The sequence below is a fragment of the Lysinibacillus sp. FSL K6-0232 genome, from assembly GCF_038008325.1.
Lineage (GTDB): Bacteria > Bacillota > Bacilli > Bacillales_A > Planococcaceae > Lysinibacillus.
On the sequence record NZ_JBBOYW010000001.1, the window covers coordinates 3435317 to 3452008 of the forward strand.

Genomic DNA, 16692 nt, shown 5'->3' on the forward strand with positions numbered 1-16692 from the left:
ATATAATTTATAGTTTTTTATTGCCCTTCATAATAGTTTTGCTATATCCTCAAACCTTCTGATACCTCTGCTGGTTAGATGAAGTTTTTTCAATAGCCTTTATATTACCTTCCATTTTATTTATGTAGTTTAAAAATAAAGTCCCAAGCAGAAGCCGATCCTTTCTAGGTATTCTATTCCATACATAACCCTTGAATAGATCTTTTACAAGAAAGACTTCACCTTCATTCAAGTTTTCAGTTTCCTTAATAGCTTCTTCTAGTAGCTCATTAACATCACTCATGTTGTCATCTCCTTATCAATAACAATATCAACAACATTGTTAATAAGATTATATGCCTTTTACCAATTCCAGTAAATAAAAAGAAAACCACCAATCAAGAGAATATATCTCCTGAATGGTGGTCATTCATGTAGGTTATGTTTATACTGTAGCTATACCCTACTAACCCGCCGATGTAATCATACCCCTTGATCTCCACGACCTCGAGATGGACATTCCGGATGACAGCCGTTTCTGACGTTACTCCAAACAAAGATTGGTAGTTCTCATCTTCACGGTTGATCTTTAAACCTGTAATTTGATAGCCGTTGCCATTAAATGTTCCGGTAAAAGGAGAAGAGTATTCCGTTGCGATTGGCAACCATCCTTCTCCGGAACTGTAAGTTGAAAGATTAATATCGGCTCCCAATTTGAAATGGGCATCCAGATAATCTCTCACTTTGTTCAGCTGTTCAGCGGTTTCGATAATATACGGGGCTTCTTCCGTGCCTGAGCCGCCGGCAAAATCACTGCTTAACGGCGCGAATGCACCGTCATCGGCGGCCTGAACCGATATGCCGACATTCCCAAACAGTTGTGTCCAGGTCCATCCGAAAAAAAGAACTAACGCCGCCAACAGAACGGATGATTTAAACGGTCTCATTTTCTTTCTAATGTGCGGAGACCGCAAGTTCCACATCATTGTCCGTCATAAAGTCCACTCCTCGCCTTCTCCAAGGCTTCCAGATCAATTCTTTCCATCGCAAGCATGGCCTTGTTCACGCACTGCTGTTGTTCCCCGGATTCGTCGGAACTGATCGCTTCCCAATCGGAGGGAAATACTTGTCAGCACGATGCTCTATCATCTATCCAACAATCTTAGCAGCATCACCGTCGCTTCTGCACGGGTAGCTGTTTCGTTTGGCACAAAACGGTTTCCGCCGCGGCCATCGACAATGCCAAGTTTGCGGATGGCTTCGACCGCACCTTTCGCCCACTGCGGAATCGCTTCATCATCAGCAAAACCAGTTGTCGTATTTGCGTTAAGTTGCAATTTCAGCGCTCGGGCGATCATGACCGCTATTTCTACGCGTGTGATCTGCGCATTTGGCCGGAAGCTGCCATCGTTGTATCCATCCACGATGCCCGCTTGTACGGCCTGCGCAACGGCTTGCTTCGCCCATCCGCCAATCTGGTCATGATCCGTGAAAGTTAGCGCAGCACCTTGCCCTTCCAGTTTCAAAGCGCCTGCCAGCATCACGGTAAACTCGGCGCGTGTGACTGGATGATTCGGTTTAAATGTGCCATCTGGATAACCGCTGACGATGCCTTTCGCTGCGGCGCGCATGATGTAGTCCTCCGCCCAGTGTCCAGCGATGTCGGTAAATGCAATAACCGGTTCATTTGGCTTTGGCATTTCACGATAAATGGTCAGCGTATAGGTTTTCTTCGTGCCATTCTCCGCTTGTACCGTTAGCTCAATCGTATTGTCGCCTTCCTCCAAATCGACTTTCACCCTGTCGGTTATGACTTTTTTATCGTGTAGAATTACTTTGGCTGCGGAATGCGCCTCTTTTACTACAAGTTCCACTTGTTCGGCTTCTGTACGTGCCGTATATTCTGTTGTTCCCGAAGCAAAGGATGGGCTGAGCTTCAACGGTTTGCCTCCCGCCCATACTTGCAGGTCCGCAAGATCCGCATTGTTGGATAACATACGACCGCCCCCGCCACCACCGGAACCGCTGTTACCTCCTGGTGCTCTTGGGGTCGCTATCGCTACATTAGAGAAATCGCTGGCCCCCTTCACAGTGATAGCCTTCACTACAAATGCATACGTTGTTCCGTTCGTCAATCCCGTGACATTGTAGGAGTTCGCTGTAACATTCGATTGAATGAGCTTCCAGTTCGCCGGATCGACAGGAGCTGATGTGCCTTCCGCTTGGTAAACGGCGTAAGTCACGCTGCCTGTTCCCGTGACCGCATCCCACTTTAATGTAACGGAACGATCAGCCGCAGAAGCTGTTAAATTCGCCGGTGCAGGTATCGTTGCAATCGTATAATGCTCCTCCAGCACTTCGCTGTCGAGCATGCCGTCCTTCACCGCAATGGCCTTAAGCGTCATTCCCCCAGTCACTTCGATGGGCGCGGTATATTCCATACTGCTGCGGCTCGGCATACTGCCGTCCGTCGTGTAGTAAACCGTTGCTCCTTCCGTTGTCGTGCTCAATGTTACCATTGTACCTGCCGGGACTGCACCGCCCGCAGGACTGGCGACTGGTTTCGATACTTGCTCTGGCTCTGCTTCTCGTAAGAGCTTGATCGTATACGTTTTACTTTCTTGCAAATAAGGGGATACTTTCACTTGAACAACTGTTTGTTCACCTTCAACTTCGACCTTGACTCCTTCGACCTGATCGGATTGTCGCTTACCATTCACATACACATCGGCATACTCCGGGTTTTCCAATGTAGCCAGCACATTCACTGAAGTGACGCTATTATCAATTAGAACAGTGTATTCCTGCTCCGAAACATCAAACAAGAACTCCAATTCTCCACCACTTTGATCGGTCAGTTTGATCGTTTCGAGATCACTTGTGGGAATGTTGAGCTGACCTGAACGATTATCACCCCAGGCTACGATCGTCCCATCCTCTTTCAAGGCAAGCGAATGATGGAATCCCGCTGCAATCGCGATCACGCCGCTTTTCGCTGCATCAGGTACAACCGTTTGTCCGTGGTCGTCCGATTCTGTGTTGTCTGAAATGCCCCAGGCAATGACAGATCCGTCAGACTTCAAGGCAAGAGAATGTGCATACCCTGCCGCAATGGCGACAACATCACTTTTCGCTTCCTCCGGCACATCAGATTCTCCGAATTCGTTTCTCCCCCAAGCAAACACCTTCCCCGATTCAGTTAATGCCAAAGAATGATGAACTCCTGCACTAATGGCTACTGCATTGCCCTGCACCTCTTCAGGCACATTGAGTTTTCCCCGACTCTTATCTCCCCACGCAATCACATCTCCGTCTTCATTTAGCGCTAAAGAATGCCAATATCCCGCTGCAATCGCTTTCACGCCGCTTTTCGCTGTATCAGGTACATTCGCTTGTCCGTAGTCGTTTCTCCCCCAGGCAATGACTTCTCCCGAAGATGTGAGGGCTAACGAATGGAAGGCACCAGGACCCGCAGCAATGGCTGCGATACCGCTCTTCGCTTCCTCCGGCACTTCGGTTCTCTCTGCTCCCTCCCAGGCGATGACCTCGCCGCTTGCTGTGAGAGCCAGGGAGTGATTATCTCCTGCGCTCACCGAGACAATATTGGACTGCGCTTCATCGGGGATTTCAATGGGGATCATGGTTTCGTCAATTTTATTCTTCCCCCAGGCGAACACTTTCCCGTCCGCTGTTAAAGCCAAAGAATGGTCACGCCCCCCTGCAATCTGCTGGACCCCGCCCCAACGATCACTCAAGGCTGGATGAAAACTCCCTTGAGCAGACACGTTGTCATAGGGTACCGTGATCAGAAACGACTGGATGAGCAACAAAGCGATGCACAACCTCACCAAGCCGTTCCTCCTATTGCTTTTATATGATTGTTTCATGCTTTTTCCCCATGGATTCATCTCTTACAAATCCTCCTTCAGGTTAATCTCTTTATAGCTTCATCTGATTTATTATACAAACTTCCAATCCCTTTGTGATCAACCCTGCCTGTCACAAAAATCACAAAGGTTGAAGAAGGGGGTGGAGTTTATTTGGATAAAAAAAGGAACGAATCAGAACAACTGCAGTGTTCTGGCACGTTCCAACGCTTGTAATCGATTTTTGGATTGCAATTTGCCGTAGATATTGTTAATGTGTGTTTTTACGGTCGCCAGGGAAACATTCAGTTTGAGCGCTATTTCTTTATTAGACATTCCCGTTTCCATCAACCGAAGCACGCTTTGTTCTCTGTCTGTTAAAACGACCACCGTTCCTTCATGGGGAGTACCGGCTTCCCTTTCGACTTGCGGAATCAGTCTTCGCAGCCGTTTCACATAGGATAAAGGCACCTTATGACTGGGGCGGCGATGCTGTTTTTGACGCAATCGAATATATTGGTCCAACAATTGCCCAAGGGGTGCTCCTTCGTCAACAAAGGTTCGAATATACCCTTCTGGCCACGCCAATGCAAGCGCTTCCTCCAGTACGTCCATGGAGTCCGAAATCCTTCCTTGTAAGGACAGGATCATACTCTTATGAACGAGCAGACGAATTCGGTCGCTTTGCCGTCCTTCTTCTATTGACAGCTGGAGTAGACGCTCCGTCAATGCTGCGGCTTCTTCCATTTTTCCTTGCTCCGCCAATATAGAGGCCAGTAAATCGTATTCCTTGATCATGGATACTGGAATTTCATCATGGAATCGGAGGCCGCTCTTTTTCAGCCATCGTTTCACCGGTTTCTCTTCCCCACGCATCCAGCCTTGCATGGCGCGGAACAAGGCAATTTTTCCGGACAAATGGGGATTCGCCATCTTGGACGTTTGTTGGGTTAATTCTTGTAATATTTGATTTGACGTCGCCTCGTCTCCTTGTACGGCGGCAATGCGGGCAAGCCATAGCGCTGCGATGGTCGCCAGGCTTCGATTATCATGCAATCTTCCAATATCATAGGCTTGGCGCATCAGCTTTTCCGCTTCGACCAAGCGATTTCGTTCGTACTGCATTTTGCCTAAGTCGATATAAAGATGAGCAACAAAATAGACATTTCGGGTTTCAGACCAAATCGACAGCAAGGACGTTAACACCTGCTCCGCCAATCGAAGGCTGTCATCCGACACGTAGATATCCCACACCGGATGATAGCCATCCTCGTCGCTCCCAAACTCAATGAAGAAGTCGCCTTCCGGATGCTTCTCGACATATTCCTTTGAAAATTGAACGGCATATTCAAAATCCCGATCCAAAAACGTGCGAAATGCGGCCAGAAAAGCGAGCCCGGCTTGCAATGTTTCGGCTTCGAAAGGATGAAGGGAAGCGGTGTCCTCTTCTAGCCAGCGAACCGCTTGCCAATACCCATCTGTGGCCGCTTCGACATGCCCGGACATGTACTGGGAAGCGAGTTTTATCAAAAGCATCATCGGTCTGGCAAATAACAGCGTGTCGGGAATTGCGTTTAACCACTTGCAAAGCGTCGTCCATTCATTGGTCATCAGCTCCGGTGTCATCTCCTCTATCAATGATAGCGCATGTTCATAATCGGCAGCCGCAAGGTAATGATCTACCGCTTCATGCGGATAACCTTTCTCTTCCAACCATTTTCCCGCTGTCATGTGAAGTGTTTGCCATTGCCGCGGCTCGCGCATTTTCAACTGCGCCGTCAAAAATTGCCGGAATAAATGATGATACCTGTACCACTCCCGCCACTCGTCCAAAGCTACAAGAAACAAGCTTTCCTTGTCTAATTGTTGCAGATACGCATGACTTTCGGCTATACCGGTTACCGCTTGACAAAGTTCGCCCTTCATCCGGTCCAAAATGGAAGTATAGAGTAAAAATTGCTGCATCGTTGCGGATTGTCGGGCTAACACCTCATCAAAGAAGTAATCCGATATATCACGTTCCGTCCCCGCCATCTTCCGGATTAGAGATACGGGATCGGTATGTTCGTGCATTGACAAGACCGCCAGTCGCATCGCCACTGCCCAACCCTCTGTCTTTTTTTGTACGGTCGCCACATCTTCATTGGATAATTGTATACCACCGCACTTCGCAAAAAATTCAGTCGTTTCGTCCGGCACAAACCGGAGATCGCTCGCCTCCAACGAGATCAGCCTATTTTCTGCTCGTAGTCTGGAAAGAGGAAGCGCTGGAGAATTTCGGCTTGCAAGATAGAGATGGACATGTAGTGGTAAACGTTCCAGCAGATAAGTGACGCCCTGCAAGATGGACGTTTCTTCGATATGATGAAAGTCATCCCATACGAGCACCATCGTGTGTGAAATGCGATGTAGCCCGTTGATGAGCGCAGCAATCAGTGACACACCCGATGGATCTTCTGCGACATGACGAAGGACGTCCTGTTGGTCAAAAGACGGATAAGCTTGTTTTAACGCTGCAATGGTATGTGCCCAGAAGCGCGTGCGATCATTATCCCCTTGATCAAGCGAGACCCAGGCGACGGGATTTTCCAGCGTCATCACCCATTCGCCGAGCAATGTCGTTTTGCCATACCCGGCTGGTGCTGTGATCAAAGTAAGTGTGCGCTCCAAACCTTCATGTAAACGATGAATGAGGCGTGAACGCACGACCAGCTCGCTTCGTGATTGGGGAATATGAAGTTTCGTGGCTATGATCATGGTTTGACCCCTCCCTTATTTGACAATCGTCATGAGATATGAACATTTTTTCTATTATTTTACCAAAAAACTTTTATTTAGGTAGGGCCTTATCGGAGCATGTCAAATCACTTCGATCGACAATGCTGGGGGTACTATTAACTTGAAATAGAATGGAGTACATCTTTCCGCTAGTCGATGACAGGAAGGCGGACGATAAAGCCTTTCATCGTTTGCTCACGACTGTATTCAATCGTTCCCTCATGCTTTTTAATAATGGATAACGCTATGGATAGACCTAGCCCTGTGCCTGCCTTGTTCTTCGTTCTACCTTCCGAAGTTCTGTAAAACGGTTCAAAGATAAACGGAATGTGTTTTTCATCTATGCCATCTCCGGTGTCCATGATAGAAATGAAACACTCTCCTTCTTAACTTGCACACGTGATGATCACTTTTCCTTGTGGCTTGTTGTACATAATAGCGTTCTCGACCAGATTGCTGATGGCTCTCTGGATTAAAATATCGTTCCCATATATCTCAACATCAGGATGGATGTGGATTTCAATAGAAATTGTCTGTGTTGAAGCTAAATCGTTTAATTCACTCACGACTTTACGGATCATTGAACCCACTTCAATCACATCCTTATCCGGGTCATTATTTTTAGCCAGAACGAGCAGTTCATTGACCATATGATTCATTCGTTTTAACGTCTTTTCAAAAATGTCCGAGAGCTGCCGATAATCTGCCAAAGTTGCGGATGGATCACTCCTCAAGACTTCCAGATTCGTCTTCAAAATCGTCAAGGGAGTTCTAAATTCATGAGCGGCATTGGCCATAAAACGTTCTTGCTGCTGGAAGGCATGTTCTAATTTTTTCAGCATGGTATTGAACGATTCCGTTAATTCTTTCAATTCATCATTGGGCAGTTCCTTAACAGGAAGCTGCACGGACAAATCATTGGCATTGATTTTCATAAGTCGTTCACTCAATAAACGCACCGGCCACAGACTTCTTTTGGAGAGATAAAACGCCCCGACCCCACCTAATATAATCATGATGAGCAGGCAGATCAGCGAAAAAAGGAGAACTTGTCCTTTAAATGCAATCAATTCAGATGAAAAGCTTACATCCGATCTGAGCATCCCCTCTTCGTTTACCTGATTCACTTCAATGGTGGGTACGATCACTTCATGATCTTGTTGAAGTAGCATATCATTTGGCTTCACATGAACAGCAGGAAGCATAATTTGAACAAAAACATTGAGCGAAACCAACAGAAACACGCCTGTCAATATGATTAAACCCAGGTTCCACAACACGATTCTTCCAGCCAATGTGAGCCGCTTGCTTTTCATCATTTTGATAACCTCTCAATTTGTTTGTTCAGTCGATAGCCGTACCCTGGCACCGTATTCAAAAAGTTTGCATGGATAACGGATCTTATCTTACTACGCAAAGTCGTAATATGTACCCTGACGGAATTGGAAAAAGGGTCCGCATGCTGATCCCACACATGTTCAACCAATTCTTCGGACGAGACAACTCGATCAGGATGAGATAAAAAATACTGTAATAAGGCAAACTCCTTACGAGTAAGGGTCAGCTGTTGCCCAGCACAAGTTACTGTCATCGTGATCGGATTCAACTCGATAGGGCCATAGGTGAGCAGCGGGCTTTCTCGTAAAAGATCACGTCTCAATAAGGCGCGTATTCTTGCTTTCAGTTCTTCAAAATCAAATGGTTTACCAAGATAATCGTCCGCTCCCAAATTCAATCCTTTCACACGAGAAGATGTATCAGAAAGCGCTGTTAGAATCAGCACTCTGATTTGTTTGGACAGATGTCGTATGTGTTGCAGCACGTCTAACCCATTCCTATCTGGCAAGTTTAAATCCAAGATGATGATATCGTAGGCATGGATTTCCGCCAGGTGACAGCCTTCTTCTCCATCTAATGCAATATCTACCGCAAATCCTTCCATTTCCAATCCTTTTTTAATCGCATTGGCCAAATCTTGCTCATCTTCAATTACCAGCATCCGCATCTTTTGCTCACCTCTCATAAAACAATGTAGTCGGGGAATGGTTTTTGTTTAGATCGTGATATTTCCGGTGACTGTCACTTGATGGGTATCCGTATTGTAAATCCCCACTCGATAGTTGTCAGCGACATTCACTACAAAGGTTCGACTATCGGCACCGCCTGTAAAGTTCACATAAAAAAATGTATTGTCCGAGTCGATTAAACCAACTCGAAGTGTAGCGTCCCGAGGCAGCCATGTCAATGATATGGTTACCTCTTCGTTCCGAGTCAAATACCACGGGTTTCCAGACCCATCACTTATTGTGGCAAGTGATGATCCCGGCAAGTTGAAGTTAACCGGATAAGTAGCCTGTACACCAACATCGTCAGAATCCCCAAGATTCAATTCAATGATGTTTTCCTCTGATAGTTGAATTTTGTGTACCGGCTGCCCGTCCACAGTGACATCACTTGAAGTTGGGTTTGTGTCATTCACTTGAGAAATTGCTTGTTGATTTACTGTAACAGCTCCAGAAGACTGACCCGAAATATCCTCTGACTTCGAAACAACATCACTCGTTTGAACCGTTACTGGCAGCGCATCATTTGCCAAGGCAAATGCGGTCATGGGCAACACGGTTATCAACAAAACAGCCGTAATTAAAAAACGTTTCATTCTCATTTTTTTCACCTCATTTTTTCTTTTCCCCGACTACTTTACCACAGTGTATTTGATCTGTTGTTAAATTTTTGTTAAGACAGCTGTATTTCAGAAAAAGAGGAAGTCAGCTGAGGAACTTCTGGGGCTAGAACGATGCTTACGGTTATCGAGGCAGTCACGAGCCCCATCAAACATGATACTGTCCACCCAAACCTGCCAGTAAAACCGGTAGCTTTTCCGATGACAACCGGCAGTCGATCCGTTAAATCCACGACGATCTGACAGAGTCACCGCCGTAGATGGCGGGGAAGCAGATAGAGAAGAGTCAGTACATGATCGCAAGGCCCAAATAAAATTCGCGCGAGTGTGCGCCCATGTTGAGGGATACGATCAAATTCGCCTTGCCGATCCGATTGTTAACGCCGGAGCGCCCGCGGGCGTTAGACCGACGGAAACAGCCGCCTCGGGTTGTCCACGCGCACACCTTCCTGTCTTCAGATCGGCCCCGTACCACCACCCCATTTTCGTTCTCGACGGACTAGGGGAGTTCGTTTACAAACAGAATAGTCACGCGATCCGCAAAGCCGAATTGTTCTGCCTGATTTTGCAGACGGTGTACAAATATGAGGTCAACGGGCTACCCTCTTTTTTTTCTAATCGATAATCTATAAATCATGAATAAGAGAGTCGTATTTACGTTAGATCATCCAACTTTGGCGAATGCTGCGAGCGAATCTATAATAGCCTGCTTCTTCCTTCATGCCAGCAAGTACGAAAAGTTTGTTCAAGAATACTGCAGCAGTTGCGGTCATGTACTAGATATCTTCATTGATCGAATAACTTAGTAATGTCGTAACCGAATCTTGATTTCACCTCACGATAATTTGCAACAGCATAACTGCCAATGGAATAAGAATCCACCCAATAGGAAATAATGATAATGATGAGATGTGAGAATCTGGAGGTTCGTCGATGGCAAGAAAAAAACAAAATCAATCGATCAAGAATGATTTTTTCGGAGACATTCAATCAGCCCTTGGGTTACCCCCGGACTTGGTCTGCCGATCCTTGTTTGTCCAAGGGGAACAAACCGTGCAGTGCGTATATCTGGAATCGATGGTCAATAAAAAAACGATTGACGAATATATTTTGAAATCGTTCACGGAAAATACGTTTTCCGAAGGGGAAGCGCCTCTTTCCGCCGAAAGCGGTTTTTTGCGCGAATTTTCCTTTTCCGATCCATATGAACAGTTGCGGGAACATGCCGTAAAAGCTCTCCTGGCAGGCCATTGCGCACTAACCGATTTTTCAAGGGAGCGCGTTTGTCTCATCAATGTGACCGAATCCAAACAACGCTCCATTGAAGAACCGAAGTCGGAATCGACCATTCGCGGGCCGCACGAAGGCTTTACGGAAAGCATTCTGACCAATGTGGGGCTTGTCCGCAAAAGAATCCGCAACCCATTCCTCCGGTTTGATAAAATGAACATCGGCAATCAAACCGGGACGACTTTGCTTATGGTGTACATGGAGAACCTCGCCCCGGAATCGCTGGTCCGGGAAGTGCGCGGCAGATTGTCAGCCATCCGGACGGACAGTGTGCTGGAAAGCGCTTATGTGGAGGAATTCATCCAGGACCGGATTTGGTCTCCTTTTCCGACGCTTACCAACACCGAGCGCCCAGATATGGTAGCTGCCCAGTTGCTGGATGGTAAAGTGGCCGTAATGGTGGACGGAACGCCCAACGTCCTGCTTGCCCCCATGACGTTTTTCGAGTTTTTCAGTTCTCCTGAAGATTATTATCAGCGGGCGGACATCGCCACGTTTATTCGCTGGATTCGGTTGATTTCCTTTTTTACGGCCGTGTTCGTCCCTTCCTTGTATGTCGCGGCCACGACGTTCCACCAGGAACTGATCCCGACCCAACTTCTGATCAGTTTGTCCGCCCAGCGGGAAGGGGTTCCCTTCCCCGCCATCTTCGAAGTGTTGTTAATGGAAGTCGTGTTTGAAATTATCCGGGAAGCGGGGCTGCGCATGCCGCGGGCGGTCGGACAGGCGCTTTCGATCGTGGGGGCGATTGTACTGGGGCAGGCGGCGGTGGAAGCCGGTCTTATTTCCGCCGCGATTGTCATTGTCGTAGCCATAACCGGCATCACCAATTTTGTCGTTCCGGTTTACAGCTTCGGCATATCACAACGCCTGCTTCGCTTTTCGTTCGTGCTGTTGGCCGGCTTTATGGGCCTTTTTGGCATTTTATGCGGTGCCCTGTTTCTGGTTGCCCATCTGGTGTCGCTTAAGTCATTTGGCGTTCCTTACTTCACTCCCGCTTCCCCGTCCATAGGAACCGATTGGAAAGATGTGTTGGTGCGGCTGCCCCGGCCCTGGCTGGATCCGAACGGTCTGCCCGGATATATTCGGAATATGAAGAGAAAAAGGTAATCTGGAGGAACAAACATGACCAACCGGTATGCAACGGGTCTGTTCACTCTGATGATGTTTACCGCCCTGCTTACGGCTTGCTGGGACAAATCGGAGATGAACGAACTGGCCCTGGTCAGTATGGTGGGGGTGGACAGCGACCCGGAGAGCGACAAAATAACCGTGTATTACCAGATCATCAACCCGCTCAGCGGCACTTCCGCCAAAGGTACGCCGGGAGGCGAACAAGCCCCTGTGTACACTTACGAAATCAGTGGATCGTCTTTTGGAGAAATCAAATCTACGATTTACAAAATGTTGCCGCGCAAGTTATTTATGGCCCACTGCAAGGTGCTGCTCGTTTCCCAGCGGGCCGCCAAACAAGACATACTCGATATTGTCAACTTTATCGAAATGCAACTCAACGGCCGCTCGTCGGTCCCGATGCTGATCGTCGACGGACCGTTATCTCAGGTCATGAGAACATTAACTCCCCTGGAGCGGGTGCCGTCTGACACGATCGATTCCAGGATCGACCTGCTGATCCGGAATTCGCTCCTGGTGGGAAAACAGATCAAGGTCAGTGATGTGATTGAACGAATGGAAAAGTCGGATACGATCGTATTACCGTTGATCACCGGAATGGCAGAGGCACCTTCTACCAACAGCGGGGAAACATCGGCGGATATCGACGCCAATCAAAATAACTTTATCATTGGAAGTGGAGCGGTTTTCCATGATTATCGCATGGCGGGCAAACTGAATGATACGCAGCTGGTCTGGTACCATTTGCTAAATGGCGATCGAGGTCGCCACGTGCGACAGTTTCAGATGGAAGGAAAACAGGTATCCGTGGAATTGAGACTGGTTCGCATAAAACGTGAGGTCTTCTGGAAATCCGACCAACCTGTCGTTCGGATCCACTTGGATCTCGAACTATCCACTGCCTATACAATCGAGTTCGTCCCGAAGTCTCGGAACGAAGTGAAGAGACTTGAGAACAGACTGAATCAGATCATAGCAGACGAGTCGCTTGCTTTCTATCAAATGATAAGGGAGCGTGGCTGGGATCTGCTAAGCATCAAGGACTTGTTGCGCAAACAAACGCCAAATCATCCGGATATCGACCAAGCGGCGAAAAATGCACAAATTGAGATTCGTGCAAATACCCGGCTGCTCCGAACGGGAAGCATGAGTCAACCTTATGGAGGGACAAGATGAAGCCAATGATTTCCCGATTCCAGTTTTATCTGCTGACAATCAATTATATCCTCGGAACCACCCTTTTCGTGCTGATCGGGCGGCTGGTCGTACAGGCGGGACAGGATGCCTGGCTCATGCCCTTGTGGGCAGGAAGTTTTGGCATACTCGTCGGTCTGTTCTGGATTTTTCTTTTCCGATATTACCCGGGCAAAAGTCTGGTGCAAATCCCGCTGGAAGCTTGGGGACGTTATCTGGGAACACTAGTTTCCGTCCTGTATTTTCTTTATTTCTGTATTTTGGCTGGATGGGCTCTTCGAAATTTAAGCGATTTTTTAAATGGAACCATCATGCCGGAGACGCCGAAAACCGTTTTTCACGTCATGTTTTTGCTTGTCGCCTTTTACACGGTCGCTCAGGGGACGGAAGCCATCGGACGATTAAATCAAATCATTACTCCGTTTTTGTTCTTCCCGTTCTGGTTTGTTCTGTTGCTGGCAATGGTGAACTGGGATTGGGGAAGACTTCAGCCAGCTTTCCATTCCGGCCTGGGTACCATTTTGCAATACCATTCCTTTTTGGGCTTTCCCTATATGGAAACTATTGTGCTCACGATATTGTTTCCGCTGGTCAAACAGGGGGCAACACGCCCCTTTTTGCTTGGGTTGATAACCGCTTCCGTTTCTCTTAGCATGACCTTGTTTATGATTATCGGTTTATTAGGAGTGGAGAGGGCGTCACAACTTACCTTTCCAGTGTATACGACCGTGCAGGAAATTTCCATCGGAGAGGTGATCGTCAACATCCATTCCATTATCTCCGTTATTTTACTGATTCTGATTTTTATCAAGCTGTTGGTACTCGTTTACGGATCTTCCGAAACGCTGCGTCAAGTATTTCGTCCAAAAACCCGGTGGCCTCATTTTCTGGGTTTGACGATTTTGTTGTCGGCAACCGCTCTGTCCATCTATGAAAACCCGATCCAAAACGAGGAATGGGATGAAAAATATACATTCATATATGACAGTTTCTTTGTTCTACTGATCCCCTTTTTGTTGCTAGTGACAACATGGGTCAAACGCACGTTCGAGAAGCGAAAAGGAGGGTGAATTGAACATGTTGATGCTTCACATCCTGCTGGCGCCTTTGATAGGTTTACCGATGTTGGGATTGCTTCGAAAGAGACTTTATCGGGATGCAGCAGTTTTTGGGGCTGTATCTGTTATTGGATACGGATTATGGATTTGTATCGTGAATCATCGTCCTTTTATCATTACGATTTTTATTGAAAGAATGATTGAAATGTTAAAATCCATTTCAACGATGATGATATAAACGTAGAATGGGAAGTTTTCCGGGTTCTTCCCAGTTTAGTACCACTATGATCCGCCAATCCTTGTGATAGGAACTTAGCAGGAGATATGAAGGATGACTGAAAACAAATGATTACTAGCGGCAAAATTAATGCTTATAATAAACCGTTCCTTCATACCAGCCTTGTAGCCAGATTCTAGGGTACTGATTTTGAACGGGTTGATCTCGTGCGGAATAACCATTTCATAGATTTCCCTATCAAATAATACTTCTGTCGGAGGAAAGCAAGAAGTGAAGTCACTATAATCATAATTAAATAACCAAGCATTAAACTATTTTCAAAATCATTGTAATCCTCCTTCTTAGCTTTGTGGGTTAGGGGCAGTTCAGGCCGCCCGAAACCGCCATGCAGCTGAACCCGAAAGTGCTGCAGTCAAATGCTCTCTGCAGTTTGCAAATTCATCTCCAATGAAACCAATCCGGTTTAGGGAGGTCCTCATAGCAAACTTCTCATTTTCAACCTGTAGTTTCTTGCTGGAAGCACATTTTTGGGTTAAAGCCTGATGGTTTAACGCAAGGGCAAGCACTATGTAGCTTCTAATTTTTCCCGCATGAAGTTCGCTGTTAAAGCCTCGAAGCTCAATTGTCCCATTGCCGTTAAAAAAGCTGTGCAGGTTGAGGAAATGGTAGCGGCTGTTGTGATAATGAGTGCTTCTACTCTCGCTGTAACCTTCGTACCAAATGTCCTCAATTTGTCTCATGGTTTTAGGCTTTTTACGGTTCATCTTCTCAACCAAAATGCTGTCCATCTTTTTGCAGTAATTCATTCTCTGCGGTGCAATCTGAAGTGCTTTATAAAATAAGTCATTTTTGCTTGCAATGATATTTACAAAGTTTCGAATGCTTCGTGGGGTATGTTCAGCACCGTCTAGATGAATGTGAATTCCGCAAGATGTATTTGTAAAGGCTCCAGCTTTGCGAAGCTTTCTTACTAGCTCTTGCAAAGTTTCAATGTCCTTCCGGTAGGTTAGGATTGGGCTAACCAGCTCAACACTATAATCTCTACCTGCAGCTACTTTTCTTCTACCTTCTTTTCTTTGGCAGTTGATGCTCCCATCGTACATAAACTTCCACACTCGACCATCTGAAGTTTTTACCTTCTTGGTGTCGTAGTAAGTCCCGCCTTCACTGTAAATGCCTTGCAAAAACTCTGCAGCGACTCTAGCCGCCCTTTCCCTTGTAATCCCTGTAAATTCAATCTCAATCCCGAATTTTGCACTTAACATCGTGTCTCGCTCCTTTTAAAGTGTGTTTGTCCTTTCGGCATGTACATATATCACTCTAAAAGGCTTATATAGCAAGACAATTCTGCAATACAAATCTACATATTTACTGCCATATTGGGCTTAAAATGTGTATTTTTATTCTTCGATTTTCTTGCATAAATCCTCTCCAAAAACCACTCCAAGGGAACTGCCTGAATCCCAACTGACGTGGATAGTTCCCATATCATCAACACTAGTAACCGTACCTTTATCTCCTGGCTGAAGCTTGGTATAAGGGTCATTCATCTTAAGTAGCATGACACGAGTTCCTGGAGTGTAATAACTTCTTAGTTGCTTTAGCATTTCTGGGTGAATGATATTCATTATTCACTCACCTCCTCATGCTTGGCACTTCCGCTTTTGAAGGCAGAGCTACCCGACAGTTTGGAGAGGAGAATTTTTCGTTCTGTTTTGTATTCTGGACCGATAAAGCCAAGTCTTAGAAGGAAACAACGGAAAGCGTACTTTTCATTCTCCACTGATTTCTCGGTCGAGTTGACGCGGGTCTGTTTCTTTGCCATTTCACAAAGTGCTGTTACAAAGTGGGTATAAGCCTTAACCTCCTCTGCTGAGCACTCACTTTGGAACCAAGGGAAGGTTATAAATTCCTCATTTACGATAATGGGAATAGAGTCAGTATCAAGTGCTTTCTTTATAAGGGTTTCTTTGCTTTCTACCAATCCTTTTAGGTTACCAAGTGCAGTTTCGCTAAAACCCTCCCTCGGCATTTGAATAATCAAACTAATAGCTTCTTCGGTTTCATTTGATTCGCTGTATACGGGAGGTTCTTCGCAATCACTATTTGGACTTACCCTACCCCCAAGAGCCGCTTCATTGGGAACTTGAATATTTTCAAGAACAGGCTCTGCTGCTGGAAGTGGTGTGTCAAATTCTACTGTAACCGCCTTAAAGTCATGAAGGCCTAATAGATCATTAACCAGTTCAGAATTATCTGGTCCTCTGACTACCCCGTTTTTGTCAATGTTGTAGTCTGCCACTTCATATGCAAATGTAGGTGCTCCAAGATATCTTGCAGGAGCATTCAGTTTTTGGCTGATTGCGTTGACTAGCTCTTTTCTTTTTGCTCCTGTGACATTATAGTTTATCTGCATTTTTTATACCGCCTTTCTATTTTCAGTACATACATATATCACTCTAAAGGCTGTTA

General features: G+C 46.3%; 15 protein-coding genes. 4 read left to right on the forward strand and 11 right to left on the reverse strand.

The features are described 5' to 3' along the window. Nucleotides 1–49: 49 nt before the first annotated feature. The 8 genes from MHB42_RS16910 to MHB42_RS16945 all read right to left on the reverse strand — a co-directional run bounded on the left by MHB42_RS16910 (nucleotide 50) and on the right by MHB42_RS16945 (nucleotide 9288). On the reverse strand, nucleotides 50–283 hold the full coding sequence (locus tag MHB42_RS16910) for a single-stranded DNA-binding protein (protein WP_340807625.1): 234 nt from the start codon (nucleotides 281–283) through the stop codon (nucleotides 50–52). Nucleotides 284–377: 94 nt separating this feature from the next. Further along, entirely contained in the window at nucleotides 378–965 is a 588-nt protein-coding gene (locus tag MHB42_RS16915) for a hypothetical protein (RefSeq protein ID WP_340807626.1), read from the reverse strand. 159 nt (nucleotides 966–1124) lie between these two features. Further along, nucleotides 1125–3887 (reverse strand): S-layer homology domain-containing protein, encoded by a 2763-nt coding sequence (locus MHB42_RS16920; RefSeq protein ID WP_340807627.1) that lies wholly within the window; start codon nucleotides 3885–3887, stop codon nucleotides 1125–1127. Nucleotides 3888–4040: 153 nt separating this feature from the next. Beyond that, nucleotides 4041–6602, reverse strand: a complete 2562-nt coding sequence (locus tag MHB42_RS16925) for a LuxR C-terminal-related transcriptional regulator (RefSeq protein ID WP_340807628.1) — start codon at nucleotides 6600–6602, stop codon at nucleotides 4041–4043. A 170-nt stretch (nucleotides 6603–6772) separates the two neighbouring features. Next, nucleotides 6773–6994, reverse strand: a complete 222-nt coding sequence (locus tag MHB42_RS16930) for an ATP-binding protein (protein ID WP_340808625.1) — start codon at nucleotides 6992–6994, stop codon at nucleotides 6773–6775. 15 nt (nucleotides 6995–7009) lie between these two features. Next, nucleotides 7010–7942, reverse strand: coding sequence for a sensor histidine kinase (locus tag MHB42_RS16935; protein ID WP_340807630.1), 933 nt, complete (start codon nucleotides 7940–7942; stop codon nucleotides 7010–7012). Beyond that, complete coding sequence (locus MHB42_RS16940; protein ID WP_340807632.1) at nucleotides 7939–8646, reverse strand: response regulator transcription factor; 708 nt, start codon at nucleotides 8644–8646, stop codon at nucleotides 7939–7941. Before MHB42_RS16940 ends, MHB42_RS16935 begins: the two co-directional genes overlap by 4 nt. 30 nt (nucleotides 8647–8676) lie before the next feature. After that, entirely contained in the window at nucleotides 8677–9288 is a 612-nt protein-coding gene (locus MHB42_RS16945; RefSeq protein ID WP_340807633.1) for a hypothetical protein, read from the reverse strand. Nucleotides 9289–10239: 951 nt separating this feature from the next. Between MHB42_RS16945 and MHB42_RS16950 the strand changes: the two genes are divergently transcribed. From MHB42_RS16950 to MHB42_RS16965, 4 genes are read left to right on the forward strand one after another with little or no spacing between them, the layout of a single operon-like run. Continuing rightward, complete coding sequence (locus MHB42_RS16950) at nucleotides 10240–11706, forward strand: spore germination protein (protein WP_340807635.1); 1467 nt, start codon at nucleotides 10240–10242, stop codon at nucleotides 11704–11706. A gap of 15 nt (nucleotides 11707–11721) precedes the next feature. Beyond that, the gene (locus MHB42_RS16955) at nucleotides 11722–12906 is read left to right on the forward strand and encodes a Ger(x)C family spore germination protein (protein WP_340807637.1); all 1185 of its coding nucleotides are present in this window, start codon (nucleotides 11722–11724) and stop codon (nucleotides 12904–12906) included. After that, nucleotides 12903–13994, forward strand: a complete 1092-nt coding sequence (locus MHB42_RS16960; protein ID WP_340807639.1) for a GerAB/ArcD/ProY family transporter — start codon at nucleotides 12903–12905, stop codon at nucleotides 13992–13994. The genes MHB42_RS16955 and MHB42_RS16960 overlap by 4 nt, the downstream gene beginning before the upstream one ends. Before the next feature lie 7 nt (nucleotides 13995–14001). Then, nucleotides 14002–14220, forward strand: a complete 219-nt coding sequence (locus tag MHB42_RS16965; protein ID WP_340807641.1) for a hypothetical protein — start codon at nucleotides 14002–14004, stop codon at nucleotides 14218–14220. Nucleotides 14221–14585: 365 nt separating this feature from the next. Here the strand turns inward: MHB42_RS16965 and MHB42_RS16970 are convergent, their stop codons facing one another. The 3 genes from MHB42_RS16970 to MHB42_RS16980 all read right to left on the reverse strand — a co-directional run bounded on the left by MHB42_RS16970 (nucleotide 14586) and on the right by MHB42_RS16980 (nucleotide 16636). Further along, nucleotides 14586–15485: an amidoligase family protein gene (locus MHB42_RS16970; RefSeq protein ID WP_340807643.1), complete on the reverse strand. Its 900-nt coding sequence runs from the start codon at nucleotides 15483–15485 to the stop codon at nucleotides 14586–14588. 135 nt (nucleotides 15486–15620) lie between these two features. Further along, nucleotides 15621–15848 (reverse strand): DUF4314 domain-containing protein, encoded by a 228-nt coding sequence (locus MHB42_RS16975; RefSeq protein ID WP_019155121.1) that lies wholly within the window; start codon nucleotides 15846–15848, stop codon nucleotides 15621–15623. Beyond that, nucleotides 15848–16636 (reverse strand): virulence protein, encoded by a 789-nt coding sequence (locus MHB42_RS16980; RefSeq protein ID WP_340807646.1) that lies wholly within the window; start codon nucleotides 16634–16636, stop codon nucleotides 15848–15850. The genes MHB42_RS16975 and MHB42_RS16980 overlap by 1 nt, the downstream gene beginning before the upstream one ends. Nucleotides 16637–16692: the final 56 nt, after the last annotated feature.